Here is a 25,150-nt window from a genome sequence, read left to right on the forward strand (position 1 = left end):
GGTCAGTGAGCCTTTTCCAGGCTGAGGCGGCGGCCGTGGAGGCCGAAGAGACTCCCACGAGACCTCGCCGGTTCGCCGCCGTCGACGCCGCCATCATGGGCAGCTTCGTGCTGTTCGCTTTCCTGCTCTACAACGGGCTCTGGCTCGATCTCAAAGAGGGCTACCTCTGGAACAGCGCTTCGGACCAGAACCTGTGGGAGTGGTTCTTCTCCGTCACCGCGGACAACGTGCTGCACCTGAGGAACCCGCTCTCGTCGCACTTCCAGAACCATCCGCTCGGCGTGAACCTGATGGCCAACACGGCCATGCTCGGCATCGGCATCCCGCTTTCGCCGATCACGCTCACCTTCGGGCCGACGGTCACCTGGGCGATCGCGCTCACCGGCGGTCTCGCCGGCACGGCGGCGGCCTGGTACTGGGTCTTCTCACGGCATCTGGTCACCCACCGGGTCGGCGCGGCCATCGGCGGCGCCTTCGTCGGATTCGCCCCGCCGATGATCTCGCACGGCAACGCGCACCCGAACTTCGTCGCGTGGTTCGTCCTGCCGTTCATCGCGCTGCTGGTCTTCAAGATCGCGCGCGGTGAACGCCCGGTCCGCAACGGGATCTTCCTCGGCCTCCTGGCGGCGTATCAGATCTTCCTCGGCGAAGAGCCGCTGCTGATCTTCGCGATGGCGTTCGCGATCTTCGCCATCGCCTACTTCGCGACGAACTACCGCGAGTTCCCGCCGATGGCGAAACCGCTCGGGAAGGGCGTCGGCATCGGGGTCCTCGTGGCGCTGGTGCTGTGCGCGTTCCCGTTGTGGTGGCAGTTCTTCGGCCCGCAGAGCTATCAGGCGATCGAGCACGGCGCCGTCGGCAACGACACGGCCGCGTTCACCCGGTTCGCGACGCAGTCGGTCGCCGGGCAGCCGCAGGCCGCGGCGGACGTGTCGATGAACCGGACCGAGGAGAACGCCTTCTTCGGCTGGCCGCTGATCGTGCTGATGGTGGTCATCACCGTCTGGCTGTGGCGTGAGGTGTTCGCGCGGGCGCTGGCGATCTCGATGTTCGTGATGGCCTGGCTCTCGCTCGGCGTGCAACTCGTCGTGGTGCACGAAGAAACCGGTATCCCGGGGCCGTGGAAACTCCTGTCGGAACTGCCGCTGTTCGAATCGCTGCTGGAATCCAGGCTCGCGATGGGCTGCATCCCGCTCATCGGCGCCCTGCTGGCCTTGGCGACCGAGCGCGTCTACACGGTCGCGTCGAAGCTGCCCGAAGTGCCGGGGGAGCGGCGATTCCCGTTGCGGCTGGTGTGGATCGGCGTCGTGATCGCGGTCCTGCTGCCGATCGCGCCGACGCAACTGATCGTGAAGGACCGCCCGCCGACACCGAGGTTCCTCGCCGACGGCACCTGGCGGACCTACGTGGCACCCGGCGGGACCGTGGTGCCCGTGCCGTTGCCGAGTTCCGGCGAATCCGAGCCGCTGCACTGGCAGATCGACGCGGGCCTCGGTTATTCGATGCCCGAGGGCTATTTCGTCGGGCCGAGCGGCCCGGACGACAAACGCGGCCGCTACGGCGCCATCCAGCGGCCGACGTCGATCATCTTCGACCAGATCAAGCAGACCGGCGTGCCCGCGACGATCACCGAATCGCAACGGGTGCAGGCGCTGGAAGACCTGCGGTACTGGAACGCCGACGTGCTCGTGCTGATCCCGCGCGAACACCAGGACGCGCTCCGGGCCACGGTGGACCTGCTGCTGCGGAAGCCCGCCGAGTTCGTCGACGGCGTCTGGGTCTGGGACGTCCGGACGATCACTCCCTGACGCTCTCGCGATCGGTCACGTGCTCGTTGACCCACGTCGTCCCGCAGCCGAGCCGCGCCGCGATTCCGGCGGCGCGCTCCTCGTCCGGGCCCCACACCGACCCGGACAAGCCCGACGGCGTGGCGTTGGCCAGCCCGACGGCTTCGTCCACTGTGGAGCATCGCACGATCGGCAGCACCGGGCCCGACTGATCCTCGCGCACCACCCGCATCCCGTCGTGTGCCCCGGCGAGGATGGCCGGGGCGAAGAAGTACCCGGGCCCGTCGAGCCGCCCGCCGGTGACGAGCCGTGCCCCGTCCGCCCGCGCTTGCTCGGTCAGATCGATGACGTGGTCGTACCGCGGGCGGTTGTTCACCGGGCCGAGCTGCGTTCCGGGCGTCCGGCCGTCGCCGACGACGACCGTTTCCGCGAAGGCCGCCAGTGCTTCGACGACGCCTTCGTACGCGGACCCGACGGCGTAGACCCGTTTGACCGCCACGCGGATCTGCCCGCAGTTGGCGAACGCGCTCCAGAACAGCCGTTTCGCGATGACGGCGGCGTCGGTGCCGGGGAGGACGATCGCGGGATCGTTGCCGCCCAGTTCCAGCGCCAGCCGTTTCGAACCGGGCGCGGCCGCGGCGGCCACGTGCTTGCCCGTGGGAACGGAACCGGTGAAGTCGACCTTCCGGATCCCGGGGTGGGCGACCAGGCGCTCGCCGAGCGGATCCCGCCCGGTGAGCACGGTCAGGACGTCCGGCGGCAGCACCTCCGCCAGCATCCGGCCGAGGTGCAGGGTGGTGAGCGGGGTCCGCGGCGACGGCTTGAGCACCACCGTGTTCCCCGCGGCGAACGCGGGCGCCAGTTTCGCGGCGGCCAGCTGCACGGGGAAGTTCCACGGCGTGATCGCGGCGACCGGGCCGTCACCGACGACCAGTGGTTCCCGTCCCGGCCGCGCGAAGTACCGGAATCGTGCCGCCGCACTGGCGAACTCGGCTTTGGCTTCCCGAAGCGGCTTTCCCTGCTCCTCGGTCAGCACGGGCGCCAGCACCTCCGCTGCCTCCTCGACGACGACAGCGCACGAAGCCAGCGCCGCGTGCCGGTCGGTGTCGCGCCAGGCGGGCCAGGCACGGGCCGCGGCCCGTACCGCCTTGTCGACATCGGCGGCTCCGGCGTCCGGGACTGTCGTGATCCGTTGTCCGGTCGCGGGATCTTCGACGGCGAGCATCGGTCCTCCTCGCACCGGCTGTGTTCAAGGAATTACCGACTCACCAGCGTACCGTCGTTGATCGAATGGCGGTTCCGGCGAAAAGGCTAAATCGTGGCGCGCGTCACTGTCACGTCCTCGCGGGCCGTCTCGTCCACCTTCCGACCGCAAATCGCACCGAGGAGGACACCATGCCGCGCATTCCCGCCGTCAAGACCACCGAAGCCGGCTTCATGCTGAAGCTGTTCTACAAGTTCGCGGGGAAACGCTTCGGTGCCGTGCCCGAGCCGCTGGCGGTCTCCGCGCACCACCCGGCCCTGCTTCGCGCGAGCGGGCTGCACGAAATGCTGGTCGAGAAGGCCAGCAAGGCCCTGCCGGCGAACGTGCGCGAGCTGGCCGTGTACCGGGTCGCGACGCAGCTCGGCTGCGCGTGGTGCATCGACTTCGGGACCATGCTGCAGATGCACGAGGGGCTCGACATCGAACGGCTGAAGAAGATCGACGACTACGCGAAGTCGCCCGCCTTCACCGAGCAGGAACGGCTCGCGCTCGCCTATGCCGACGCGATGACCGCGAGCCCGGTGACCGTCACCGACGAGCAGGTCGCCGGGCTGGAACGCGAGTTCGGACGCAAGGGCGTCATCGAGCTGACCTACCAGATCGGGCTCGAGAACATGCGCGCCCGGATGAACAGCGCGCTCGACATCACCGCGCAGGGGTTCACCTCGGGCGACGCCTGCCGGATCCCGCTTCCCTGATCAGGCGCCGGCGCGGGACCGCGCGGTGGTGAGCTTGTCCGGATTCGCCACGTCGTAGATCGCGACGATCTTCCCGTCGTGGACGACGAACGCGTTGACGTGCTCGTCCAGCGCCCGGTAGCCCGCCGAAGCGGCCTGCGGCGGGATGTAGAGCCCGAGGTCGCCGTTGACCAGCGCGAGCCTCGCCTGCTCGATGCCTGCCGGGTCGTACATCCGCATGAGGCCCTGGAACAGCCGGGTGACCTTGTCGAATCCGGTGACCGTGTGCACCGCCGTGCGCGCCTTGCCGCCGCCGTCGCCGACCAGGACGACGTCCGGGTGCAGGACCTCGGCCACCGCCTGGATGTCGCCGGTGAGCATCGCGGTCATGAACCGCTCGATGATCCGCTGCTGCTCGGCCAGCACCGTCCGGGGCGGCGGATCGGCGTCGGCGAGCGCCCGGCGGCCGCGGGAACCGTGCTGGCGCGCGGCTTCCGCGGTGCAGCCCAGGATTTCGGCGATCTCGCCGAACGGCACCGAAAACGCGTCGTGCAGGACGAACGCGACGCGCTGCTCCGGGGTCAGCCGGTCGAGGACCACCATCGCCGCCATCCGCATGCCGTCGTCGCGGACGGCGATGGCCAGCGGATCCTCCGACGGCGGCGTGCCCAGCGGGCCGAGGACCGGCTCGGGCAGCCATTCGCCCACGTACCGCTCGCGGCGGACCACCGCCGACCGCAGCCGGTCCAGGCAGATGCGGCTGACGACGGTGGTCAGCCAGCCCTGGTGGTCCTCGATGGCCGAGCGGCGTTGCTCGTCGAGGCCGCTCAGCCGCAGCCAGGACTCTTGGACGGCGTCCTCGGCGTCGGTCAGCGCGCCGGTGAGCCGGTAGGCGACCGACACCAGGTGGGGACGCAGGGTGGCGAACTTCCCGGCGAGTTCGTCCAGTGCGGTGCTCATTCCCCGAGTGTGCCGCACGGCGGTCCGGGGGAAGGGCAAGTGAGGGGAAGGTCAAAGGTGTTCCGGTCGCGGTGGCCCATCGACCGGCCTTGCCCGGACACGGCCTAGAGTGGAGGCGTGGCAGGACGGATTCGGGATAGCGACATCGCGGAGGTGCGCGAGCGCAACCGGATCGACGAGGTCATCGGCGATTACGTGGCGCTGCGCAGCGCCGGTGGCGGCAGCTTGAAGGGCCTCTGCCCGTTCCACAACGAGAAGACCCCGTCGTTCAACGTGCGCCCCACCCACGGCACCTTCCACTGCTTCGGCTGTGGCGAGGGCGGCGACGTGATCAAGTTCATCCAGAAGATGGACCTGATCTCCTTCGTGGAAGCCGTCGAGCGGCTCGCGGATCGCGCGGGGTTCCGGCTGACCTACGAAGGCGGCGGCGGAAGCGTCCAGCGCGATCGCGGCACCCGCGCCCGGCTGATCGAAGCGCACCGCGCCGCCCAGGAGTTCTACGCCGAGCAGCTGCTCACCCCGGACGCGCGCACGGCGCGGGACTTCCTGTCCGAACGGGGTTTCGACGCGGCCGCCGCGCAGACGTTCGGCTGCGGGTACGCGCCCGCCGGGTGGGACAAGCTCACCAAGCACCTGCTCAACCGCGGGTTCGAGGTCAAGGAACTGCTCACGGCCGGACTGGCCAAGGAAGGGCAGCGCGGGCCGATGGACCGGTTCAACCGGCGGCTGCTCTGGCCCATCCGTGACGTCGGCAACGAGGTGGTCGGGTTCGGCGCGCGGCGCCTGTACGACGACGACCGGGTCTCGGCGAAGTACCTGAACACCGCGGAATCGCCGATCTACAAGAAGTCGCAGGTGATGTTCGGCCTCGACCTGGCCAAACGCGAGATCGCGAAGCGGCACCAGGTCGTCGTGGTCGAGGGCTACACCGACGTGATGGCGATGCACGCCGCCGGGGTTCCGACGGCCGTCGCGTCGTCGGGAACGGCGTTCGGCGAGGACCACATGAAGGTGCTTCGCCGCCTGATGATGGACGACGACGCCTTCCGCGGCGAAGTGATCTTCACCTTCGACGGTGACGAAGCGGGCCAGAAGGCGGCGCTGAAGGCTTTCGAGGGCGATCAGACCTTCGCCGGGCAGACCTACATCGCGGTCGCCCCCGACGGCATGGACCCCTGCGAGCTGCGGCTCGCCAAGGGTGACACCGCGGTGCGCGACCTGGTCGCGCGGCGGATCCCGCTGTTCGAGTTCGCGATCAAGAGCATGCTCAAGGCCTTCGACCTCGACTCCGTCGACGGTCAGGTCGCGGCGCTGCAGAAGACCGTCCCGATGGTCGCGGGCATCAAGGACCGCGCCAGCCGTGACGGTTACGCGTCGAAACTCGCCTGGTGGGTCGGCTGGCAGGACGCGGCGCAGGTGGTGAACCGGGTCCGCGGCAGCGCGGGTGCCTCGGCGAAACGCTCCACCACGGTCGACACCCGCCGGAACGCCCCGGCGGCCACCGCCGCCGCCGCGGAGGAGGACCTGCCGAGGCCCGCTCCCGGCGATCCGCGGTTCATCGCGCAGCGTGAAGCGCTCAAGGCGGCCCTGCAGCAGCCGATGCTCGCCGGGGCGGAGTACGACTCGCTCCCCGAGGAAGCGTTCACCCATCCGGTTTACGTCGCCGTGCACAAGGCGCTGCTGGCCGCCGGGGGAGCGGGTTCCGGGCTGACCGGGCCCGCCCTGCTCGACGCGGCCGCCCCGCATTGTCCACAGGGGACGGTGCGGCGGGTGCTCAGCGAGCTTTCGGTGGAGCCGTTGCGCGCCAAGGGCGAGGTCGACTCGCGCTACATCTCCGCGCAGTTCGCGGCGGTGCAGGAAAGCCTGATCGGCCGTCAGATCAACGAGATCAAGTCGAAGCTCCAGCGGCTTTCCCCGGTCGAGGCGCCGGACGACTACCGCGCGTTGTTCGGCGACCTCGTCGCGCTGGAGCAGTACCGGAAGGCGCTGAAGGAACAGGCCATCGGCGGATTGGACTGAGCATGGGCTGGCTGCGTCACCTGCTGGGTGACCGTGTCCCTGCGGACTTCGACGGTTCGCTGGACGACGGCGAGCACGTCGTCGGGAGCGCGGCGGTCGAGGGCGGCGGGTACCTGCTCGTCACGGCGCTCGGCCTGTGGGTCCCCGGCCCGCGCCGGGTCGGCTGGCATCTGGTCGGCAAGGCGGCGTGGTCCGACGGCGCGCTCACCCTCACCGAATCCGAGGAGACCGGGACGGCGGGGAAGGCCGTACTGCTGGCCGACAAGGCCCCTGTGCGGTTCAAGCTCGACCGGCCGGGCAAGGTCCCGATCCTGATCCGGCAGCGTGTCGACGGCTCGATCCGGGGGCGGCACCGCAAGGACCTCGGGACCGGGGGAGCGTGGTTCGTCGAGCGCAAGGTCCCCGGCCAGGACGGCACGGTGCTGCAGGTGCGGCCCGATCCGGGCACCGACGTCGACGTGATCACGGCGATCGCCGAGGAAGCGGCGGAGAAACTGGCCAAGCCCCGCGGCTAGCAGTACGCTCGTACTGTATCGCTGGGAGGCGCCATGTGGGATCCGGTCAAGTACCTCGACTACGCCGACCTGCGGGCCAGGCCGTTCCACGACCTCGTCGCGCGGATACCGGCCGAGAAGCCCCGCCGGGTCGCCGACCTCGGCTGCGGCCCCGGGAATCTGACCGCCGGCCTGGCGGAACGCTGGCCGGACGCGATCATCGAGGCGAGCGACAGTTCCCCCGAAATGGTCGAGGCCGCGCGCTCGCGGGGTGTCGACGCGCGGGTGCTGGACGTCAACGACTGGGTGCCCGAGCCGGACACCGACGTGGTCATCTCGAACGCGGTGCTCCAGTGGGTCCCTGAGCACCGCGTCCTGCTCCGGCGCTGGGTGGACCGCCTGCCGTCCGGGGCGACGCTCGCGTTCCAGGTCCCCGGCAACTTCGACGCCCCCTCGCACGCCCTGGTCCGCGCCCTCGCGCGTACCGAGGAGTGGGCTCCGCGCCTCGCCGACGTCGTCCTGAGGGAGAACGAGGCCGTCGACAGCCCGCTCGGCTACGGGAACCTGCTCGCCGACGCGGGGTGCGCCGTCGACGCCTGGGAGACGACGTATTTGCAGCGTCTGACCGGCGAGGACGCCGTGCTCGAATGGATCACGGGCACCTCGCTGCGGCCGGTCAAGGAGGCCCTCCCCGGGGACGACTGGGACCACTTCCGCGCGCAGATCGCCCGCAAGCTGGACGAGGCCTACCCGCCACGCCCCGACGGGACCACCTGGTTCGAGTTCCGGCGGGTCTTCGTGGTCGCCGTCGTGGGCTGAAGGGGACTTTCCCCTCGTCAGACGCGGTGAAGGGGCCCTTCGCCGCGTCACATGCGGCGAAGGGCCCCTTCGGTCCGAGTCAGCGCTGCGAAGACCGCCCGAACGTCTCACCGACCTTGGCGCGAGCGACCCCGGCGGCGCCCTGCACCATGGGGTGGTCAGCGATCTTGCGGTAGGTCCGCACGATCTGCTCGTACCGTCCCCGGCCGGCCTTCGCGCCCAACACGTAGCCCGCGGCCGCACCCAGCAGGAACATCTTCATCCGAGTCCACGCCTCCCGTTCGATCTTGCTCCGGCTGTCATTGTCCCTCAAAACGCGAGCTTGACGAGTCGCCGCCGAAAGTGGGGGTGGGTGTGCGGCGCCCGGAGGGCATGGGCTAAAGTTCTCTCATCGGTCGGAGCGATCCGGCCGGTGCGGAGCACAATCCCCTGTAGCTCAACTGGCAGAGCATTCGGCTGTTAACCGGAGGGTTCTTGGTTCGAGTCCAAGCGGGGGAGCACAAGCCCAGGCCAGGTGGCCTGGGCTTCTTCGTGTCCGGGATACTGTCCCGATGACCGCTTCAGCACACCCGCCTTCCGGGTTGTCCAAGGCCACCTGGACCGACGCGGACTTTCCGGTCATGGGCTGGCACGACTGCAGAATCCACGCCGTCGGCGTCACCGAGTACGAGGACGACACGGTGCCACCGACTCGGCTTCTCCTCGACTTGGACTACATCGTGCGCTGGGTCGACCCGGTGGCACCGGAGAAACACTTCACTTTCTGGATCGCGCCGGCCACGCTGGTATTCGAGAAAGCGTGGGACATCACCGGCCAGTTCGGCCCGCTGCACGACCTCTTGGAGATCGACGACGTGCACCGGCTCGCTTCGCCCGACGACCAGCCCGAACCGTTGTGGCACATCGAGGGCCAGAACTTCGACGTCCGGCTGCGGGCGCACGGCTACCGGCAGTACCTGCGCATGCCGCCGAAGGCCGTGTCTCGGCAGGCCCTCACGCTGGCTCAGCGCAACGGGATCGGCTTCGCCGAACAACCCTTCGCCTGACTACGAGTCGGGCGGATCTCCGGCGGCACTGAATTCGCTGTGCGGTGAGAGTCCATTCAGGACATGGTGATCACCCGGCGGCGGTCAATCGGGGCTGTCGCGGGAAAGCGTTCCGGTAGGCGCCCGGCGAGACCCCGACCTGCTTGAGGAAATGGTGGCGCAGGTTGTTCGCCGTGCCGAGACCGCTGAGTTCCGCGATCTTCTCCACCGGGAAGTCCGTCGATTCCAAGAGGCTCTGTGCCTGGGAAAGCCGTTGGGAGAGCAGCCATTGGAGCGGTGTCGTACCGGTGGCCTGCTGGAGGCGCCGGTAGAAGGTCCGGCGGCTCATCATGGCGCGCCTTGCGAGATCTTCGATCGTGAACGGCCGGTCGAGGTTCGCCCGTGCCCAGTCGAGGACCGGCGCCAGTCCTTGATCGTCGGTCGCGGGGACGGACAGATCGATGAACTGGGCCTGCCCGCCCGGCCGGTGCGCGGGCACGACCATCCGGCGGGCCAGCTGGTTCGCCACATGCGCCCCGAGATCGCGGCGGACCAGATGCAGGCACAGGTCCAGACCGGCGGTCATCCCGGCGCTGGTGAGCACGTCGCCGTCGTCCACGTAGAGCACGGAGTCGTCGACTTCGACTTCGGGGAAGCGTTCGGCCAGCTGGGCGGTGTGCATCCAGTGCGAGGTGGCGCGGCGGCCGTCGAGCAGTCCGGCCTCGGCGAGCGCGAAGGCGCCGGAGCACAGGGAAACCATCCGGGCGCCCGCGTCGTGGGCGCGGCGTAGCGCGGAGATCAGCTCGGGCGAGACCGGCGCGCCGTCGCTGAGGACGTCGTCCGGTACCGACGACACGATGACCGTTTCGGCGCCCACGATGTCGTCCAGCCGGTACGGGGTGCGCAACGCGAAGCCGGGGGCGGCTTCCACCGCCCGGTCCCCGGTTCCGCACAACCGCAGGTCGTACCAGGGGTCGGCCAGATCGGGCTGGGGCATCCCGAAAACGGTGGCGGGGATGCTCACCTCGTACAGGTCCCAGAAGGCGATCCCGATCTCCTCGGGGACGACCAGGGCGACCGAACCAGCGCTCATGGCCTCATCCTATGGCACGAATTTGGTGCTTCCGGTCATCTGTGTCACTGGTAGCGGAAGGCCGGCGTCGCGAGGCTGGGCACATGAGCACAACACCTGAACGCGTCACCGTCATCGGCCTCGGCAATCTGGGCCGCGCGCTGGCCGAGACGTTCCTTCGCCACGGCCATCCCACGACCGTCTGGAACCGCAGCGCGGACAAGGCGGACGCGCTCGTCGCGGCCGGGGCGAAGGCGGCTGACACGGCCGCGGAGGCGATCGCGGACGGCGATCTCGTGATCGTCGCGCTGCTGGATTCCACCGTCGCCCGGCAGGTCCTCGCCGATGCGGCCGACGCGGTCGCCGGACGAGCGCTGGTCAACGTCACCTCCGGCGGGCCGGAGGACGCGCGCGAGCTGGCGGCGTGGGCGGCCGGACACGGGGCCGAGTATCTCCACGGAGCCGTTTACGCGGTGCCGCAAACGATCGGCACCACCGAATCTTCGATCAGCTACAGCGGTTCGGAGGCCGTCCACCGGCGTTGGCAGACCCGGCTGGAGTTAGCGGGGAAGGGCACTTTCCTCGGCACCGACGCCGGTCTCGCCTCGGGGTACGACGTCGCCATTCTCGCCGGGATGTACGGCATGATCGGCGGTTTCCTGCACGCCACGGCAATGGCGTCGGCCGCCGGGGTCCGTGCCACCGAACTGACGCCGATGTTGTTGTCCTGGCTGGCGGATTCGTTCCCGGCACTGTCCACTTTCGCCGAAGAGATCGACGGCGGCGGCTACACCGGCGGCGAGTCCAGTTTGGCCATGAACCAGGCGGGGCTGGCCACGATCGTCCGCGCCAGCCAGGAATTGGGCGTCCCGGCGGGCACGCTGCTCCCGATCAAGGAACTGATCGACCGGCAGATCGCCGACGGGCACGGCGCGGCCAGTCTTTCGCGCGCCGTCGAGTCCTTCCGGAGCGCCGCGTGAGCACGACGACCCGAGACTTCGGCGAACTGGAAGCCGAGTTCGACACCTACGTCGGAGCGATCAACTACGCCACGATGGTGACCGTCGACGCGGAGAACCGCCCTCGGACCCGGGTCCTCATCCCGGTGTGGGAGAAGGTCGACGGGCGACCGCTCGGCTGGCTGGCCACCTACCGGACCCCGGTCAAGGCGGCCCACCTCGAAGGCAACCCGCACACCAATTTCTCTTACTGGGCACCGGGGAACAACTCGGTGGCGGTGGACGCGACCGCCGTCTGGGACAACGACCTCCCGGTCAAGGAACACGTGTGGGACCTGTACCGCAGGACCAGCCCGCGCGGCGCGGGTTATCCGCTCGGCAACTTCTGGACGGCCCCGTCGGATCCGAAGCTGCACGTGCTGCGCCTGACCCCGTGGCGGATCCAGGTGATCCGCGGCGCGGATCTGCGCAGCCGGATCTGGCGGGCTGCCTGATCCGCCCGTGAGTTCTCCGTTTTCTTGCGTGGTGTGTCACGTCTCGTGACACCGGCGGGTGTCAGCCCGCCGATCCCGTGAAGGCCGGTTACGCTCGCCAGCATCGCTCATGCGGATGATCTACCGCTTGACCTGGTGAAAGGCTCTTCATGGCTCAGAAAGTCGTCGTCCAGATCGTGGACGACCTGGATGGTGGGACCGCGACACAGACCGTTCCCTTCGCACTCGATGGTGTCTCGTACGAGATCGACCTGTCGGACTCGAACGCCGAGGCGCTGCGCGGGGAACTCGCGCAGTACGTCGAGGCGGGCAAACGCGTCGGCGGGCGCCGGGTCAAGGTCGCGGCCGGGCAGACCACGGTGGCGGGTGTCGCCGACGGTGCGAAGAAGCCGGTCGACCGCGAGCGCAACCAGGCCGTGCGGGCCTGGGCGGGCGAAAACGGGTACTCGATCGCCGAGCGCGGCCGGATCCCGAACGAGATCTACGAGGCTTTCGACGCCGCGGAGCCGGAGCTCGTCGAGGACGAGCCGGCCAAGCCCGCGCGCAAGCGTTCGCCCCGCAAGAAGTAACGAGGGGTAAGTCAAATGTGGTGAAGGACCCCTTCTCTGGCTTCAGGGTCGAGAGGTGGACTTCGCAGCATGGTTCTGGACTGGCCGTGTCGCGAAAGCCACTTTCGGGACGTCTGATGTCCCGAAAGTGGCTTTCGCGACGCTCTGGGAAGGCTGGTGCGACCCTCACGGCGGCGGAATCGGTGGCCTCGTGGTGGTGAGTGGCGTTTCGGGTCTTGAGGGGTGAGGCAAAGGTGCCGTTGTGGCTGAACCCAAGGTGAGCGAAGGGCGTGCCTCGTGTGATCAGGAACGGATCTCGCGTGCTCGTACGCCGAACTCGGTGATCGTCTCCCCTTCACGCGAGATCCGTCTCTGATCACGGGTGATCGCCGCCTGATCACACGTGAACGCCGATCCTGCCCGAACACGCCACGTTCGCTCTTCTCCTCGATGAGCCGCTGGTTCGTTTGTGGTGGTCGCGCGAGTGACCACCACAAACGGACAGGTGGTCACTCCGCCTCGGGAGGCCCTCCGTAGCCGGTGATGATCGCGGTGGCGCGATCGCGCAGGGACGTGCGCAACGACTGCGGGGCCAGGGCTTCCGCGTTCGTGGCGAGCTGCCACAGCGCCCACTCGGCATGTCGTGAATCCTGAAAGATCACTTCCATGCGCAGCCAGCCGTCCGCGTCCGTTTGTTCGGAATGGACGGCCAGCGCGGTGCCCACCAGTTCCTCCCGCCGTCTCGGATGCACCCGCAGCCGGACGGCGAGCTGATCGCCGCCGGTCCGGAAACGCGTGCTGCGTTCCTGCCAGGCGCGGTCCAGGTTGACCAGTTCCGGACGTTGCGCGGGTTCGGGGAGCTCCTCGGCCGCCGCCAGCCGGGACAGCCGGTACGTGCGATCCTCACCGGATCTCGTGGCCAGCAGGTACCCCTGCTCGCGAACGGTGACCAGGCCGATCGGGTCCACCGTGCGCCATTCGGGCGGCTTGCCCGCCGCCGCGTAGCGGATCCGCAGCTTGTGCCCGGCGAACACCGCGCGCCGGACCTCGGCCACGATCGTGTCGGGAACCTCTTCGCCCGCCACCCGGCGCGAGAGCAGATCGGTCTCCGGGTCGATGAGCAGCCGCTGGGCCGCGCCCGCCGCGGTGTGCCGCTGGCCTTCGGGCAGCGCGTCGACCACCTTGAGCATGGCGGAGGCGAGCGCCGATCCGAGGCCGAACACTTGCGCGCCGCGTCGTGATCCGGCGACCAGCAGCGCGAGCGCCTCGTCGTGATTCAGCCCGGTGAGTTCCGTCTGGAAACCGGGCAACAGCGCGAAACCGCCGTGCCTGCCGCGTTCGGCGTAGACCGGGACACCGGCCGCGGAGAGCGCCTCGATGTCGCGCAGCACGGTGCGAGTGGACACTTCCAGCTCGCGGGCGAGCGTGGCCGCGGACAACCGGCCGCGATGGCGCAGCAGCAACACCAGCGAGACCAACCGGTCGGCGCGCATGCGAAAAGCCTAGCGGAATACACGACACAGGATGTCGTGATTCGCTGCGAGGCTCATCCGCATGACAAGCGAGACTGTGGCCACTGAGCCGAACGATCTGGGCAGGTTCTTCATCGAACGCGGCAACGCGGGCGATGTCGACGGGCTGGTGGCGTTGTACGAGCCGGAGGCGGTGCTCGCGTTTCCGCCGGGCAGCGTGGCGACCGGGCACGCGGAGATCCGCAAGGTGTACGAGCAGTTCGTCGCCGCCGCGCCGGAGCTCCTGCCGGGGCGGCAGCATCCGGCGCTGGTGAGCGGCGACCTGGCACTCACGGTGTCGACGCTGACCACCGGGGAGCTCGCCGTCGAGGTCGCCCGCCGTCAGGCGGACGGGTCGTGGCTGTGGGCCGTCGACCAGCCGTTCCTCCTGCCGTAGCGGGATGACAGGCGGAGGTCGGACAGTGAGAAGGATCGTGACGATCGGCGTCTACGGCTTCACGGCCGGCGCCTTCGTCGAGAAACTCACCGGCGAGGGAGTGGTGTCACTGCTCGACCTCCGCCAGCGCCGCGGCGTCCGGGGCCCCGACTATTCCTGGGCGAACTCGGTGCGGCTCCAGCGTGCGCTCGCCGCGGCGGACATCGGCTACCGGCATGTGAAGGAGCTGGCGCCGACGACCGAACTGCGGCGGCTCCAGTACCGCGAGGACGACCGCTTGGGCGTGGGCAAGCGGAACCGTGTCGCGCTGGCGCCCGAGTACAGCGAGCGCTACACCCGCGAAATCCTCGACCCGTTCGAGCTCGGTCCGCTCGTGGCCGGGTTGCCGGGCCACTCGGTGACCGCGCTTCTTTGCGTCGAGCGCGATCCCGAAGCGTGCCACCGTTCCCTCGTGGCCGCGCGTTTGCACGCCGAGAACGACTTGCCGGTCACGGACTTACGCCCTGGGTGAGGGTGCCCGTCACCGGCAAGCCGTCGGCGAGGTCAGGTGGAGCAGTTCTTCGGCGAACTCGTGTTCACCTTGGCGCCGGTGAATTCCTCGAGTATCGCGATGTTTTCCGGGGCGTAGTTCTTGGCGACGATCTTGTCCACGTCCGCGCTGCCGAGTTTACTCGCGTAAGGCGCGGATTGATCGAGCCAATACGCCGCGCGGAGGAACTCGACGAGTACCAGTTCGCGCAGTTCGGGCTGGGCCTTCGCCTTGGCCCAGTAATCGGGGTATTTGGCTTTGGCGACGCGCAGATAGAGCAGGAGATACCGGATGTTGGTGGCGGCGATGTCCCGGGAGTTGCTGGCACCCACGCCCTGGATGTACTCGGCGACCACCGTCGCCGCGGGCAGTCCCATGAGCCCGGCGTTGAGTTCCGCCATGACTCCCTGCATGCGATACGACCCTTGCTGCTGGTCGCGCAGGTAGATGCCGTCCATCGAGTCGGTGAGCTTGTCCGTGATCAGCGGCAGTATTTCTCGCCGGGGGAATCCGCCGTGGAGCGGGACCTTCATCGCCTTGCGGGAATTGTTGATCCACGCGGACATGTACACGTCCCAAGAGGTTCTCGAGGGATCGAGATCCCACATGTGGGTCTCTTCGTGGATCGCCACCATCAGGGATTCGGCGAGCCCGTTGAAGCTGGTTTTGGTGACGAACTGGCTGAAATACTTGTCCTTCGCTTGAGCGATCGCCAGGCCCTCGCCGCTGGGCCATCGTCGTTTGTACACGGCCTGGATCGTTTGCAGCCATTTCGAAGACTGGAAACCGGCTTTGATGTCACTGACGTCGGCCTTCGGCTGTACGGGTTCTTCGTAGCAGAAGGGGGCGCGGACGCCCGCCGTACCGGCTTCGTGGGCCGCGGCGGTCGCCGGAATCGAGGTGAGGGACAGTGCGAGGCATACGGTCAGCACGGGGATGGGATATTTTCGACGCATAAGGACCTCGGTTCACGGTAGGGATTTTCCGTGGATCGGAAGGGAGTGTCCCCTACGTGTCGCCGTCACATCAATGATCCAGCTCAGACTGCGGCTGTACAGCCCAGGAATTATGGCGGCGAATGGCGGAAGGGTTTTATGTTCGCGCCAATCGGGACCTGCGCATGCTGTAGCCGAAGTAGATGAGCAGGCCCAGCGCCATCCAGCCGCCGAAGACGATCCAGGTCGCGCCGTCGAGGCTGAGCATCATGTAGCCGCAGCACAGCACCCCGAGGAGGGGCGTGACCGGGGCGAACGGCACGCGGAACGAGCGCGGCGCCTCCGGTTGCCGCCGCCGGAGCAGCACGACGGCGACGTTCACCAGCCCGAAGGCGAAAAGGGTGCCGATGCTGGTGGCGTCGGCCAGCTTCCCGAGCGGGATGAACGCGGCCAGCGTCGCGACGAAGCCGGAGACCACCAGCGTGTTGATCCGCGGCGTGCCGGACTTGGGATCCACTTTGGACAGCGCCGCCGGGACCAAACCGTCGCGGGACATGGAGAACAGGATGCGCGTCTGTCCGTAGAGGACGGTCAGCACGACACTGGAGATCGCCACGATCGCGCCGACCGCGAGCAGCGCGGCCCACAGCGGGTTGCCGGACACGGCGCCGAGTACGTGCGAAAGCGCGGCTTCCTGGCCGTCGAACCGCTGCCACGGCAGTGCGCCGACCGCGGCCACGGCGACGAGGCAGTACAGCACGGTGACGATCGCGAGCGAGAGCAAAATCGCCCGCGGCAGGTCCCGCTGCGGGTTCTTCGCCTCTTCGCCCGCCGTCGATGCCGCGTCGAAGCCGATGTAGGAGAAGAATAGTTTCGCGGCCCCGGCGCTCAGCCCGGCCAGTCCGAGCGGCAGGAACGGCGTGAAGTTCGCCGCCCGCACGGCGGAGAACGCGATCGCGCAGAACAGCACCAGCGTGCCGATCTTGATCACGACCATGATCGCGTTGGCCCGCGCGCTCTCCTTCGCACCGGACAGCAACAGGAACATCGCGAGCAGCACGACTACGATGGCCGGGACGTTGACGATCCCGCCCGAGCCCGGGGGCTGGCTGAACGCGTCCGGGATGGCGAACCCGAACGCCAGCCGCAGCAGTTCGTTGAGGTACTGCCCCCATCCCACGGCGACCGACGCCACCGAGACGCCGTATTCGAGCACCAGGCACCAGCCGCAGACCCAGGCGACCAGTTCGCCGAGGGTGGCGTAGGCGTAGGAATAGGACGAACCGGACAGAGGGATCATGCCGGCGAGTTCGGCGTAGGAGAGCGCCGAGAACAGCGCGGTGATCCCGGCGAGCACGAACGACAGCACGACCGCGGGTCCCGCCACCGGCACCGCCTCGCCGAGCACGACGAAGATCCCGCTGCCCAGCGTCGCGCCGATGCTGAGCATGGTCAGCTGCCCGAGGCCGAGGGAGCGCTTCAGCGTGCCGTGATCACTTTCGGCGATCAGGTCGGCGACAGGTTTCCGCCGCACCACCGCGGCTCGCAGATTCATGCCGACGACCGTATCTGGCGGGTCCGGAGCAGGTCGTGGGCGGCACCTTCCCAAGTACGTGAAGGACCCCTTCACTGCGCTAGACGCAATGAAGGGGTCCTTCACGGAGTCGGCGATCGTCACGTCCCGCGGTCAAGTGAAAGCCTTTGGTACCAAGGAATTCCCTGGGAAAGCCGCGCGATGGACCGGCGAGCGGGCGCGGACCGGAAGAACCCCGGTGCGTCACTTCTGCCGGTCCTTCCTCATGGTCGCAGGGCGGGCCGGAAGGTGGAATTGAGCCGGGCAAAAGCCGTCGATCACAGGGAGGTCAGCGTGACGAGCAACCGTGTCACCCGGGTGACCGCGCTGGCGGACCGGGCACCGTCGCCTGCCGACGGCAACGTCTTCCTCGCGTCCTTGCACACCGAGCACCGGGAGCATCTGCTGCGGTTCACCCGCCGCCTGCTGCCCACCGACCCGCACCGGGCCGAGGACATCGTGCAGGAATGCCTGTTCCGGGCCTGGCGCAACAGCGAGACCCTCGCCGGGAAGGGCGGTTCGGTCCGCGCCTGGCTGTTCACCGTCGCGCGCAACCTCATCGTGGACTGGTCCCGCCGCGACAACGCCCGCCCGGTGGTGTTCGGCGACGACGACTTCGATCTGCTGCCGGGCGGTACCGACTTCGCCGACGAGGTCGTCGAACGCTGCGTCGTCGAAGAAGGACTGGCCCAGCTGACTCCGATGCAGCGTGAAGCCCTCGAACAGGTCTACCGGCACGACCGCACGCGGCAGCGCGCGGCCGTGAGCATCGGGGTGCCGGTCGGCACGGTCAAATCGCGGGTGCACCACGCGAGGATCGCGATGACGGAGGTGCTGGCCTGCAGCGGTGTCACGGCCGCCGGATGGTGACTCAGACGGCGACGCCGAGCGTGGTGGCCAGTTTCCTGGCCAGGCTCCTGGCGTGGGGAGTCTCGTACCGGGCGCATTCGGCGAGGGCGCGTACCCGGTGACGGCGGGCTTCCTCGGGTTTGGCACCGGAGTCGGCGAGGTCGGCCAGTTCGACCATGATCTCGATCTTCGTTTCGGACCGGCGCTCCTCGGCGAGGGCGGCCACCAGCTGTTCTTCCGCTTCCTCCAGCCGCCCGGCCCTGGACAGGACCCGTCCGCGAAGATGCTGTGTCCGCGCCACCCCGAACATCGCGTCGTGTTTGCGGAACAACGACTCGGCTTCTTCGAGCAGTTTCAGCGCGGTCGCCACGTCGCCGCTGGCCGCCAGGCTGTCGGCGAGCCTGGTCAGCACCATGGACAGCAGTTCGTCGTTGCCCGGCGCGGTGGCCGAACCGCGGTAGTAGGCCTCGCTCCGCCGTTGCACGGCCACGGCTTCGTCGAACTCGCCGAGGGTGTGCAGCATGCTGCCGAGCAGGGACAGCGCCAGATTGTGCCCGTTCGGATAGCCCGCCTGCTCGAACAGTTCCACCGCCCGCCTGCCGACCCGCGCGGCCTCGCGGGGCGAGCCGAGCCGCCGGGTGATGGCCGAGCCGTAGTACAGCGACCACGCCTCCGTCACGACGTCGCCCGCCTCGCTCGCCGCCGCCACCGCGAGCTTGTGCGCGGCCAGCGCCTCCCGTGATTCCCCGCAAAGCGCGTAGAGCGCCCAGGACACGTAGTTCAGCTGCTCGGCTGCGGACTTGACGTCACCCAGCGCGCGCGCCGCCGCCGCACCGCCCCGGAAGACCTCGAGCCACAGCTCGCCGGTCCCGCGCAGATCCGAGTACCAGTGCATCGCTTCGGCCAGATCGAGGACCCTGCGGTGCTCACCCCGTCCGACGGCCGCGCGCAGCGCACCGCGCCAATGGGTCTGCTCCCGCGCCAGCCACTGGGCCGCGGAATCCCGGTCCCGCACGGGATCGGGACCGTCGACGGTGATCGTCACCTCCGGCCGGTCGTGGTCGAAGAACTGCGCCGCTTTGGTCGCCACCGTGAGCAGCCACTTCCGGACGCGTTCCCCGGCGGCGTGCACGTCCTCTGCCCTCTCGGCGGTTTCGAGCCGTTCCATGGCGTAGACGCGCAGCAGGTCGTGGCTGGTGTACCGGCCGGGCGTTCCGCTGAAGCCGAGAAGGCTGGCTTCGGCCAGCTTCTCCAGCGCCGCCTCGACCTCGTCCACCGGCTGCCCGGAGGCCACCGCGGCGAGTTCGACGGAGGTGTCCGAACCGGGCACCAGCGCGAGCAGCCGGAACACCTTGGCGACCTCGGGGGTCAAGTGGCGGTAGGAGAGTTCGAAGGCGGCGCGGACCTGGAGGTCGCCCGCGGTGAGCACGGACAGCCGCCGCCGTTCGTTCTCCAGCTGGTCGGCGAGATGCGCGATCGTCCACTGGAACCGGCTGGCCAGCCGGTTCCCGGCGATGAGCAACGCGAGCGGCACACCGCCGCAGAGCTTCGCCACCCGCCGCGCCGCGTCCGGTTCGCCCGCCAGCCGTCGCGGGCCCGCGATCACGCCGAGCAGTTCCACCGACTCGTCTTCGGACAGCGAGCCGAGGGAGATCCGGTGCCGCGCGTCGAGCCCCGCCATCGTGTTCCGGCTCGTCACCAGCACCATCGAGCCGGGACTGGTGGCCAGCAACGGCCGCACCTGGGCCTCGTTGGCGGCGTTGTCGAGGATGAGCAGCACGTCGCGGTCGTGCAGCAGGGAACGGTAGAGGGCGAGCCGGTCTTCGGGATCGTTCGGCAGCTGGCGTTCGTCCACGCCGAATCCGCGCAACAGCCGGTGCACGGCCCGTTCCGGGGCGAGCGGTTCGAGATCCATGCCGCGCAGGTCGAGGAACAGGCAGCCGTCGCCGAAGTGCCGGGCGAGCCGGTGCCCGGCGTCCACGGCGAGCGCGGTCTTGCCCGCGCCCGGCAGGCCGTGGAGCACCGCGACCTGCAGCCGGGACGAGGACTCGGCGGCCTGCGCGATGTCGTCGAGGATCCGCTGTTCGGCTTCCCGCCCGGTCAGCTCGGTGAGATCGGGTGGGAGGACGGCGACGAAAGCCCTCGGGGTTTCGGGTTCGCTCTCCGGCGCCGCGGTCTCCGGCGGGGAAGGTGACCGGCGGCCGGAACGGACCAGATCGCCGAAGTCGGCGGCTTCCTTGCCGGCCAGGCCGAGTCCTTCGACCAGCAGTTCCGCGGTGCGCCGCTGGGGGCTGCGGACGCGCCCGCGTTCCATGTCGCTGATGCTGCGCACGCTGATCCCGGTCCGCTCGGCGAGCTCTTCCTGGGTCAGGGGGACGCGCAGCCGGTAGAAGCGCAGGAAGTCACCGAACGCGGTCGTACCCACGCAGTCGAACCCCTCTCAGCGACGCCGTGCCGATGGCGGTCATCCTGCCATGGCGCGGCGTCGCCGAAAGGGGGTCAGGGGAGATCTGCGGGGGACAGCAACCGCAGGTCGGCGACGGTGGGAGCGCCTGAAGTGCTGAGCCGTCCGGCCTGGCGGGTCATCATGATCTCCATCACCTGGCGGGCATAACGGGCGTTGCCGAACGCTTCGCCGCGGTCCACGTCCGCGAAATGCCGCCGCAGCGCGATGACCGTCTCCGGGGCGCACTCGTAGCCGTTCGTCAGTGCCATCCGGTGCACGATGGTCACCAGATCGTCGGTGCTGTAGTTCTCGAACTCGATGTGCCGGGAGAACCGGGAGGCGAGACCGGTGTTCGAGGCGAGGAACTTCCGCATCTCCGCGGAGTAGCCCGCGACGATCACCACCGTGTCGTCCCGGTGGTCTTCCATCAGCTTGACCAGGGTGTCGACGGCTTCCTGCCCGAAGTCGCCGCCCGTGGCGCCCTCCGGGGTGAGGGCGTACGCCTCGTCGATGAACAGCACGCCGCCGCGCGCGCTTTCGAACGCCTCCCTGGTCAGATGCGCGGTGTGCCCGACGTAGCGCCCGACCAGATCGGCCCGCGCGACCTCGACCAGATGTCCCTTGCGCAGCACGCCCAGCGCGGCGAGCAGTTCGCCGTAGAGCCTCGCCACGGTGGTCTTGCCGGTACCCGGCGCGCCGGCGAACACCAGGTGGTTGCTGATCGCGGGGACCGGCAGACCGGCTTGACGCCGTTGCCGGGCGGTGGCGATCAGGTTCACCAGATCGTTGATCGCGTCCTTCACCCCGGCCAGGCCGATCATCGAGTCGAGCCGCGTCCGCAACGCCGTCAGCGCGTCGTCGTCACCGTGGCCCGCGTTCTCCGCCACGCCACCGGGTACGTCGGCGGGGAGCAGGAGCGAAAGGCTCTGGTCGTCCGCCTCCGGTTCGCTCGCGAGGCGGAACGCCTGCTGGTCCACCATCTCCTCGAACACCTTGCGCGCGGTACGCCCGTTGCCGAAGTCGTCACCGCGTTCCATCCGTCCGAAGTAGACGGACAGGGCGTTCCTGGTGTCCTCGGGCACCTGGTACTGGTGGGCGGTGCACATCCGCTCGACGATCGTCACCAGTTCGTCGGTGGCGTAGTTCTCGAACTCGATGGTCCTGGTGAACCGGGACGCCAAGCCGGGGTTGGACTGCAGGAACGCGGTCATCTCCGGCGAGTAGCCCGCGGCGACCACCACGAGCTCGTCGCGGTGGTCTTCCATCAGCTTGACCAGGGTGTCGACGGCTTCCTTGCCGAAGTCCGGTCCGCTGCCCTTGCCCTGCGCCGTCAGCGTGTACGCCTCGTCGATGAACAGCACGCCGCCCAGTGCCTTGGTGAAGGTCTCGGTGGTCTTGATCGCCGTCCCGCCGACGATCTGGGCGACCAGATCGGCCCTGGCGACCTCGACCAGGTGGCCGTCGCGCAGCACGCCGAGCTCGGCGAGGATGCTGCCGTAGAGCCGGGCGACGGTCGTCTTACCGGTGCCGGGCGGCCCGGCGAAGATGAGATGCCGGCTGGTCGGCGGCGCGACCATGCCCGCCTGTTCGCGCCTGCGGGCCATCTTGTTGAGGTTCACCAGGGTCTTGACCTGATGTTTGACGCCGCTGAGGCCGACCAGCGCCTCCAGTTTCGCGAGCGGCGCGCCCTCGTCTTCGGCGCTCTGCGGCGCCGCGTCCGCCGCTTCGGCCCCGGCGACCTCGACCGTGCTCGCCGTGCTCCCGTCGGTGTCCGGGGCACCGTTGCCGTTGCTGGTCAGGTTTTCCACCGACAGCCGGGCGCTGGGCACGGTGACGCGCAGGCCGCCCCCGGTGTTGTCGGACGCGGTGCAGTCCACCACGCTCACCGCGTCGGAGGACTCGACCCGGACGCCGTCGCGGCGGTTGCCGCTGAGGTCGTCGGCCGTCAGCTTCGCCCGCGCACCGGCGTCCACCTGCACGCCGTGGCCCCGGGAACGCCGGACCGTGGACCGCGACAACGTCAATTCTCCGCCGTCGCGCACCGCCACTCCGTCTTCGCCCGCGTCGACGATCTCGCAGTCCCGGAGCGAGCCGACGCCGCCCGGTCCGATCAGGACACCGGACTGTCCCGCCTGGAACACGCGGAGCGTGCTGACGTAAGGACTTCCGCCTTCGGAGACGCTCAGACCGGCCTTCTTGGCGTCGCGGATCTCGCAGTCTTCGAGTCGGCCGCGGCCGTTGCCGGTGACCTCGACGCCGTTGCCGCGGCAGCCGTTCAGCGTCGCCCGGCGGAGCAGCGGATTGGCCGCCGCCTCGACCCGGACGCCGTCGCCCGCGACGTCATGGACCTCCAGCCGGTCGAACTCGGCCGTCGCGCCGTCGGTGAGCAGCAGACCCGCCGACGAACCGCCGCGAACGGCCATGCGGTGGAACGACGGGCCGCTCGCCTCGTCGACGTGGATGCCCGCGCCGGTCGCGTCGGCCACCTCGCAGTCCTCGAAGGTGCCGCGGGACCGGCCGGTGACGCGCACCCCGACCCCGCCGGTCTTGGCCGTGCGGCAGCGGCGCAGCAGGGGATCGGCGCCGTCGGCGACGGTGATCCCGTCGCCGGTGGTGTTGGTGATGCGGCATTCCTCGAGCACGGGGGAGGAATGGGTGCTGACGTAGACGCCGCTCGTGCTGTCGCGGACGGTGGTGTCGAGCACCTTCGTCGCGCTGTCCTCTTCGAGCGCGATCCCCGGCCTGTCGGTGGCGGAGATGTCGCAGTGCTGGATGGTGCCCTGCGCCTGTCCGTTGGCGCAGACGCCGTTGCCCTTGGCGTGCCTCAGGGTGCAGTCGCGGACCGTCGGGTTGCCGCGTTCGGCGATCACCACGGCGGAGGTCTGCACGTGTTCGACGACGCAGTCCTCGATCGTGCTGGGCGCGGGCGAGGTGACCACGATCCCCGCGCCACCGGGATTGGTGACGCGGCAGCCGCGCATCGCGAGCGAGCCCGAACTGCGGGCCAGCACCGCGGTCCAGGCGGCGCCGATGATCTCGCAGTCCTCCACCGCGGCCTGGCCGCGCGCGACGTCGACCGTGGGCAGTTCCTCGTGCTGGCCGCGCAGCACCAGTCCGGTGAGTTTCACCGCTTCGGCGTTGAGTTGCACCGCGCTGCCGTTGCGCGCCACGATCTCCACGCTGCCGCGGACGTCGCTCGCGGCGATGGTGACCACCTTCGTGACCACCAGCGATTCGTCGTAGCGGCCGGGAAGCACGGAGATCACCGTGCCGTTGCGCGCGTCCTGCAGCGCTGCCGAAATGGTGCGATACCCCTGATCGCGGTCCACTGTGAGCACGTGCCGTGACACGAGCGCTCCCCTCGTCGTTCTGCGGGCTCCACCGGTGACAACGCGGTGGAGGTCTCCTGCGGTTCACTCGGCGGGGAAACTGCCGGTGCTTCTTCGTGTTCGGCCGCGGCCGCGCGTGCTGGACTGGGACGATGAGGCGACACCTGACCGTGGCGTGCGCGACGCTCGTCCTGCTGGCGAACGGTGGCCTCGCGGCCGCGCAGGACACGGAGCTCCCGCAGATCCCGCAGACGTTGCGGGCCGGGCAGCCGTGCACCGCCCCGTCGGGCAAGAAGATCCCGTCGGCGCCGTGGCAGCTCCCGTATCTCGGCGCGGACCGCCTGTGGTCGCTCTCCACCGGCGCGGGCGTGACCGTGGCCGTGGTGGACACCGGCGTCGACACGTCGGTGCTGCCCGCAGACGCGGCAGGCGAGGCCGGGACGGACTGCGTGGGGCACGGCACCGTCGTCGCGAGCCTGATCGCCGCGCCCCCTGCGTCCGGGATCTCCGGGCTCGCACCCGGCGCGCGGGTGCTGGCCGTGCGGGGCACCGACAAGTTCGGTGCCGCGACCGCGGCGGGCATCGCCGGCGCGCTCGACGCGGCCGTCTCCGCGGGAGTGCGGATCATTTGCGTCGCCGCGGCCGTCACAGAGGCGGATCCGGTGCTGCGCCAAGCCGTCGACCGGGCGATCGCCGCGGGCGCCCTGGTCGTCGCGGCGGCCGGACGGGACCTCACCACGGCACGCGACGTCCCTCCGGGCCCGTACTACCCGGCGGCGTTCCCCGGGGTGCTCGCGGTGACCGCCATCGGCCCGGACGGGAAAGGCACGCCGGTACCGGGAGCCCTTGCCGCACCGGGAAACCTGGTGGTGGGCAAGGGACCCGGCGGCGGCCAGGTCGTCGGCGCGGGCCCCGCGTTCGCCGCCGCGCACGTGGCCGCCGCGGCGGCGCTGATCCGTTCCTACCGGGGAGAAGTGACGGCGGCCGACCTCGCCCGGCGGCTGCGCGACACCGCTTCGCCGCAGGCCGGTGGCCCCGTGCTCGACCCGCTCGCCGCCCTGACGTCGGCCGCGACGACCGACGGGGCCGCGACGGTGCGCCGTGAGCCGGTCGCCGTGCTGCCGCTGCCGGACGTCGCGCCGGTCCGGCAGAGCGCTTTCGCTGTGGTGGGCGGGGTTTTGGTGGCGGTGTGCCTGCTGGGGGCGGCGGCCGTGGTGGTGCCGCGGGGACGGCGGCGCGGGTGGCGAGCCGGGCGGTAGCGGTGACTGCTGCGGTCTAGTACGTGAAGGCCGGGTACCGAGGCGGTCCAGGTCGTCCTGCGTCGAACGGTGCCGTGTCCCCAATGCGGCATTGGAGACGCTCAGCGCCTCCAATGCCGCATTGGGGACATCGACCTCGAAGCAGTCGCGCGAGAACCGGGCGACCGCGACGTTTCCCCGTGTCCTGAAGGCCCCCTTTGAGAC

22 protein-coding genes and 1 tRNA gene are annotated in these 25,150 nt (G+C 69.5%); 14 read left to right on the forward strand and 9 right to left on the reverse strand.

From position 1 onward, the window contains the following. The first annotated feature begins 5 nt into the window (after positions 1-5). Positions 6-1,808, forward strand: coding sequence for a glycosyl transferase (locus ACLJPX_RS32530; RefSeq protein WP_101606103.1), 1,803 nt, complete (start codon positions 6-8; stop codon positions 1,806-1,808). Here the strand turns inward: ACLJPX_RS32530 and ACLJPX_RS32535 are convergent. Further along, a complete protein-coding gene (locus tag ACLJPX_RS32535; RefSeq protein ID WP_410604265.1) occupies positions 1,798-3,012 on the reverse strand; it encodes an aldehyde dehydrogenase family protein in 1,215 nt (404 codons plus the stop codon). The two genes, ACLJPX_RS32530 and ACLJPX_RS32535, sit on opposite strands and share 11 nt — an antisense overlap. A gap of 170 nt (positions 3,013-3,182) precedes the next feature. On the opposite strand from ACLJPX_RS32535, the gene ACLJPX_RS32540 reads away from it, so the two are divergent. Next, positions 3,183-3,749 (forward strand): carboxymuconolactone decarboxylase family protein, encoded by a 567-nt coding sequence (locus tag ACLJPX_RS32540; RefSeq protein WP_410604266.1) that lies wholly within the window; start codon positions 3,183-3,185, stop codon positions 3,747-3,749. On the opposite strand, the gene ACLJPX_RS32545 is transcribed toward ACLJPX_RS32540, so the two are convergent. Then, positions 3,750-4,688, reverse strand: a complete 939-nt coding sequence (locus tag ACLJPX_RS32545) for a sigma-70 family RNA polymerase sigma factor (RefSeq protein ID WP_410604267.1) — start codon at positions 4,686-4,688, stop codon at positions 3,750-3,752. Between the two features lie 117 nt (positions 4,689-4,805). On the opposite strand from ACLJPX_RS32545, the gene dnaG reads away from it, so the two are divergent. From dnaG to ACLJPX_RS32560, 3 genes are read left to right on the forward strand one after another with little or no spacing between them, the layout of a single operon-like run. After that, complete coding sequence (dnaG, locus tag ACLJPX_RS32550; RefSeq protein WP_410604268.1) at positions 4,806-6,707, forward strand: DNA primase; 1,902 nt, start codon at positions 4,806-4,808, stop codon at positions 6,705-6,707. Positions 6,708-6,709: 2 nt separating this feature from the next. After that, the gene (locus tag ACLJPX_RS32555; protein WP_101606108.1) at positions 6,710-7,222 is read left to right on the forward strand and encodes a hypothetical protein; all 513 of its coding nucleotides are present in this window, start codon (positions 6,710-6,712) and stop codon (positions 7,220-7,222) included. Between the two features lie 33 nt (positions 7,223-7,255). Next, positions 7,256-8,020 carry a trans-aconitate 2-methyltransferase gene (locus ACLJPX_RS32560; RefSeq protein WP_410604269.1) on the forward strand — a complete coding sequence of 255 codons (765 nt, stop codon included), beginning with the start codon at positions 7,256-7,258 and terminating at the stop codon, positions 8,018-8,020. Positions 8,021-8,099: 79 nt separating this feature from the next. Here ACLJPX_RS32560 and ACLJPX_RS32565 read toward each other — a convergent pair whose 3' ends face one another. Then, complete coding sequence (locus ACLJPX_RS32565; protein ID WP_233224131.1) at positions 8,100-8,333, reverse strand: hypothetical protein; 234 nt, start codon at positions 8,331-8,333, stop codon at positions 8,100-8,102. Between the two features lie 112 nt (positions 8,334-8,445). On the opposite strand from ACLJPX_RS32565, the gene ACLJPX_RS32570 reads away from it, so the two are divergent. Further along, positions 8,446-8,518, forward strand: a tRNA-Asn gene (locus ACLJPX_RS32570). Between the two features lie 53 nt (positions 8,519-8,571). Next, positions 8,572-9,066: a hypothetical protein gene (locus ACLJPX_RS32575; protein WP_410604270.1), complete on the forward strand. Its 495-nt coding sequence runs from the start codon at positions 8,572-8,574 to the stop codon at positions 9,064-9,066. Between the two features lie 70 nt (positions 9,067-9,136). Here the strand turns inward: ACLJPX_RS32575 and ACLJPX_RS32580 are convergent, their stop codons facing one another. Next, positions 9,137-10,138, reverse strand: coding sequence for a GlxA family transcriptional regulator (locus ACLJPX_RS32580; RefSeq protein WP_410604271.1), 1,002 nt, complete (start codon positions 10,136-10,138; stop codon positions 9,137-9,139). A gap of 83 nt (positions 10,139-10,221) precedes the next feature. Between ACLJPX_RS32580 and ACLJPX_RS32585 the strand changes: the two genes are divergently transcribed. The 3 genes from ACLJPX_RS32585 (at position 10,222) to ACLJPX_RS32595 (ending at position 12,139) form a co-directional block, all read left to right on the forward strand. Continuing rightward, entirely contained in the window at positions 10,222-11,097 is an 876-nt protein-coding gene (locus ACLJPX_RS32585) for an NAD(P)-dependent oxidoreductase (RefSeq protein ID WP_410604272.1), read from the forward strand. Beyond that, a complete protein-coding gene (locus tag ACLJPX_RS32590) occupies positions 11,094-11,570 on the forward strand; it encodes a pyridoxamine 5'-phosphate oxidase family protein (RefSeq protein WP_410604273.1) in 477 nt (158 codons plus the stop codon). The genes ACLJPX_RS32585 and ACLJPX_RS32590 overlap by 4 nt, the downstream gene beginning before the upstream one ends. A gap of 149 nt (positions 11,571-11,719) precedes the next feature. Continuing rightward, the gene (locus tag ACLJPX_RS32595) at positions 11,720-12,139 is read left to right on the forward strand and encodes a histone-like nucleoid-structuring protein Lsr2 (RefSeq protein WP_410604274.1); all 420 of its coding nucleotides are present in this window, start codon (positions 11,720-11,722) and stop codon (positions 12,137-12,139) included. Positions 12,140-12,627: 488 nt separating this feature from the next. Here ACLJPX_RS32595 and ACLJPX_RS32600 read toward each other — a convergent pair whose 3' ends face one another. Then, on the reverse strand, positions 12,628-13,611 hold the full coding sequence (locus ACLJPX_RS32600; protein ID WP_410604275.1) for a helix-turn-helix transcriptional regulator: 984 nt from the start codon (positions 13,609-13,611) through the stop codon (positions 12,628-12,630). 76 nt (positions 13,612-13,687) lie between these two features. Here ACLJPX_RS32600 and ACLJPX_RS32605 point away from each other — a divergent pair, with 76 nt between their 5' ends. After that, positions 13,688-14,026, forward strand: coding sequence for a YybH family protein (locus tag ACLJPX_RS32605; protein WP_410604353.1), 339 nt, complete (start codon positions 13,688-13,690; stop codon positions 14,024-14,026). A gap of 25 nt (positions 14,027-14,051) precedes the next feature. Further along, a complete protein-coding gene (locus ACLJPX_RS32610) occupies positions 14,052-14,537 on the forward strand; it encodes a DUF488 family protein (protein ID WP_410604276.1) in 486 nt (161 codons plus the stop codon). Between the two features lie 32 nt (positions 14,538-14,569). Here the strand turns inward: ACLJPX_RS32610 and ACLJPX_RS32615 are convergent, their stop codons facing one another. Together ACLJPX_RS32615 and ACLJPX_RS32620 are read right to left on the reverse strand one after the other, a co-directional pair. Next, positions 14,570-15,487, reverse strand: coding sequence for a hypothetical protein (locus ACLJPX_RS32615; RefSeq protein WP_410604277.1), 918 nt, complete (start codon positions 15,485-15,487; stop codon positions 14,570-14,572). Between the two features lie 160 nt (positions 15,488-15,647). After that, a complete protein-coding gene (locus tag ACLJPX_RS32620) occupies positions 15,648-17,045 on the reverse strand; it encodes an amino acid permease (RefSeq protein WP_410604278.1) in 1,398 nt (465 codons plus the stop codon). A 312-nt stretch (positions 17,046-17,357) separates the two neighbouring features. Here ACLJPX_RS32620 and ACLJPX_RS32625 point away from each other — a divergent pair, with 312 nt between their 5' ends. Continuing rightward, a complete protein-coding gene (locus ACLJPX_RS32625; RefSeq protein ID WP_410604279.1) occupies positions 17,358-17,933 on the forward strand; it encodes a sigma-70 family RNA polymerase sigma factor in 576 nt (191 codons plus the stop codon). A 1-nt stretch (position 17,934) separates the two neighbouring features. Here the strand turns inward: ACLJPX_RS32625 and ACLJPX_RS32630 are convergent, their stop codons facing one another. Continuing rightward, positions 17,935-20,337 carry an ATP-binding protein gene (locus tag ACLJPX_RS32630; protein WP_410604280.1) on the reverse strand — a complete coding sequence of 801 codons (2,403 nt, stop codon included), beginning with the start codon at positions 20,335-20,337 and terminating at the stop codon, positions 17,935-17,937. A 74-nt stretch (positions 20,338-20,411) separates the two neighbouring features. Beyond that, the gene (locus ACLJPX_RS32635) at positions 20,412-23,708 is read right to left on the reverse strand and encodes a right-handed parallel beta-helix repeat-containing protein (protein WP_410604281.1); all 3,297 of its coding nucleotides are present in this window, start codon (positions 23,706-23,708) and stop codon (positions 20,412-20,414) included. 131 nt (positions 23,709-23,839) lie between these two features. On the opposite strand from ACLJPX_RS32635, the gene ACLJPX_RS32640 reads away from it, so the two are divergent. Further along, positions 23,840-24,946, forward strand: coding sequence for a S8 family serine peptidase (locus tag ACLJPX_RS32640; RefSeq protein ID WP_410604282.1), 1,107 nt, complete (start codon positions 23,840-23,842; stop codon positions 24,944-24,946). The last annotated feature ends 204 nt before the right edge of the window (positions 24,947-25,150 follow it).

The organism is Amycolatopsis sp. lyj-90, from assembly GCF_046549035.1.
Classification (GTDB): Bacteria; Actinomycetota; Actinomycetes; order Mycobacteriales; family Pseudonocardiaceae; genus Amycolatopsis.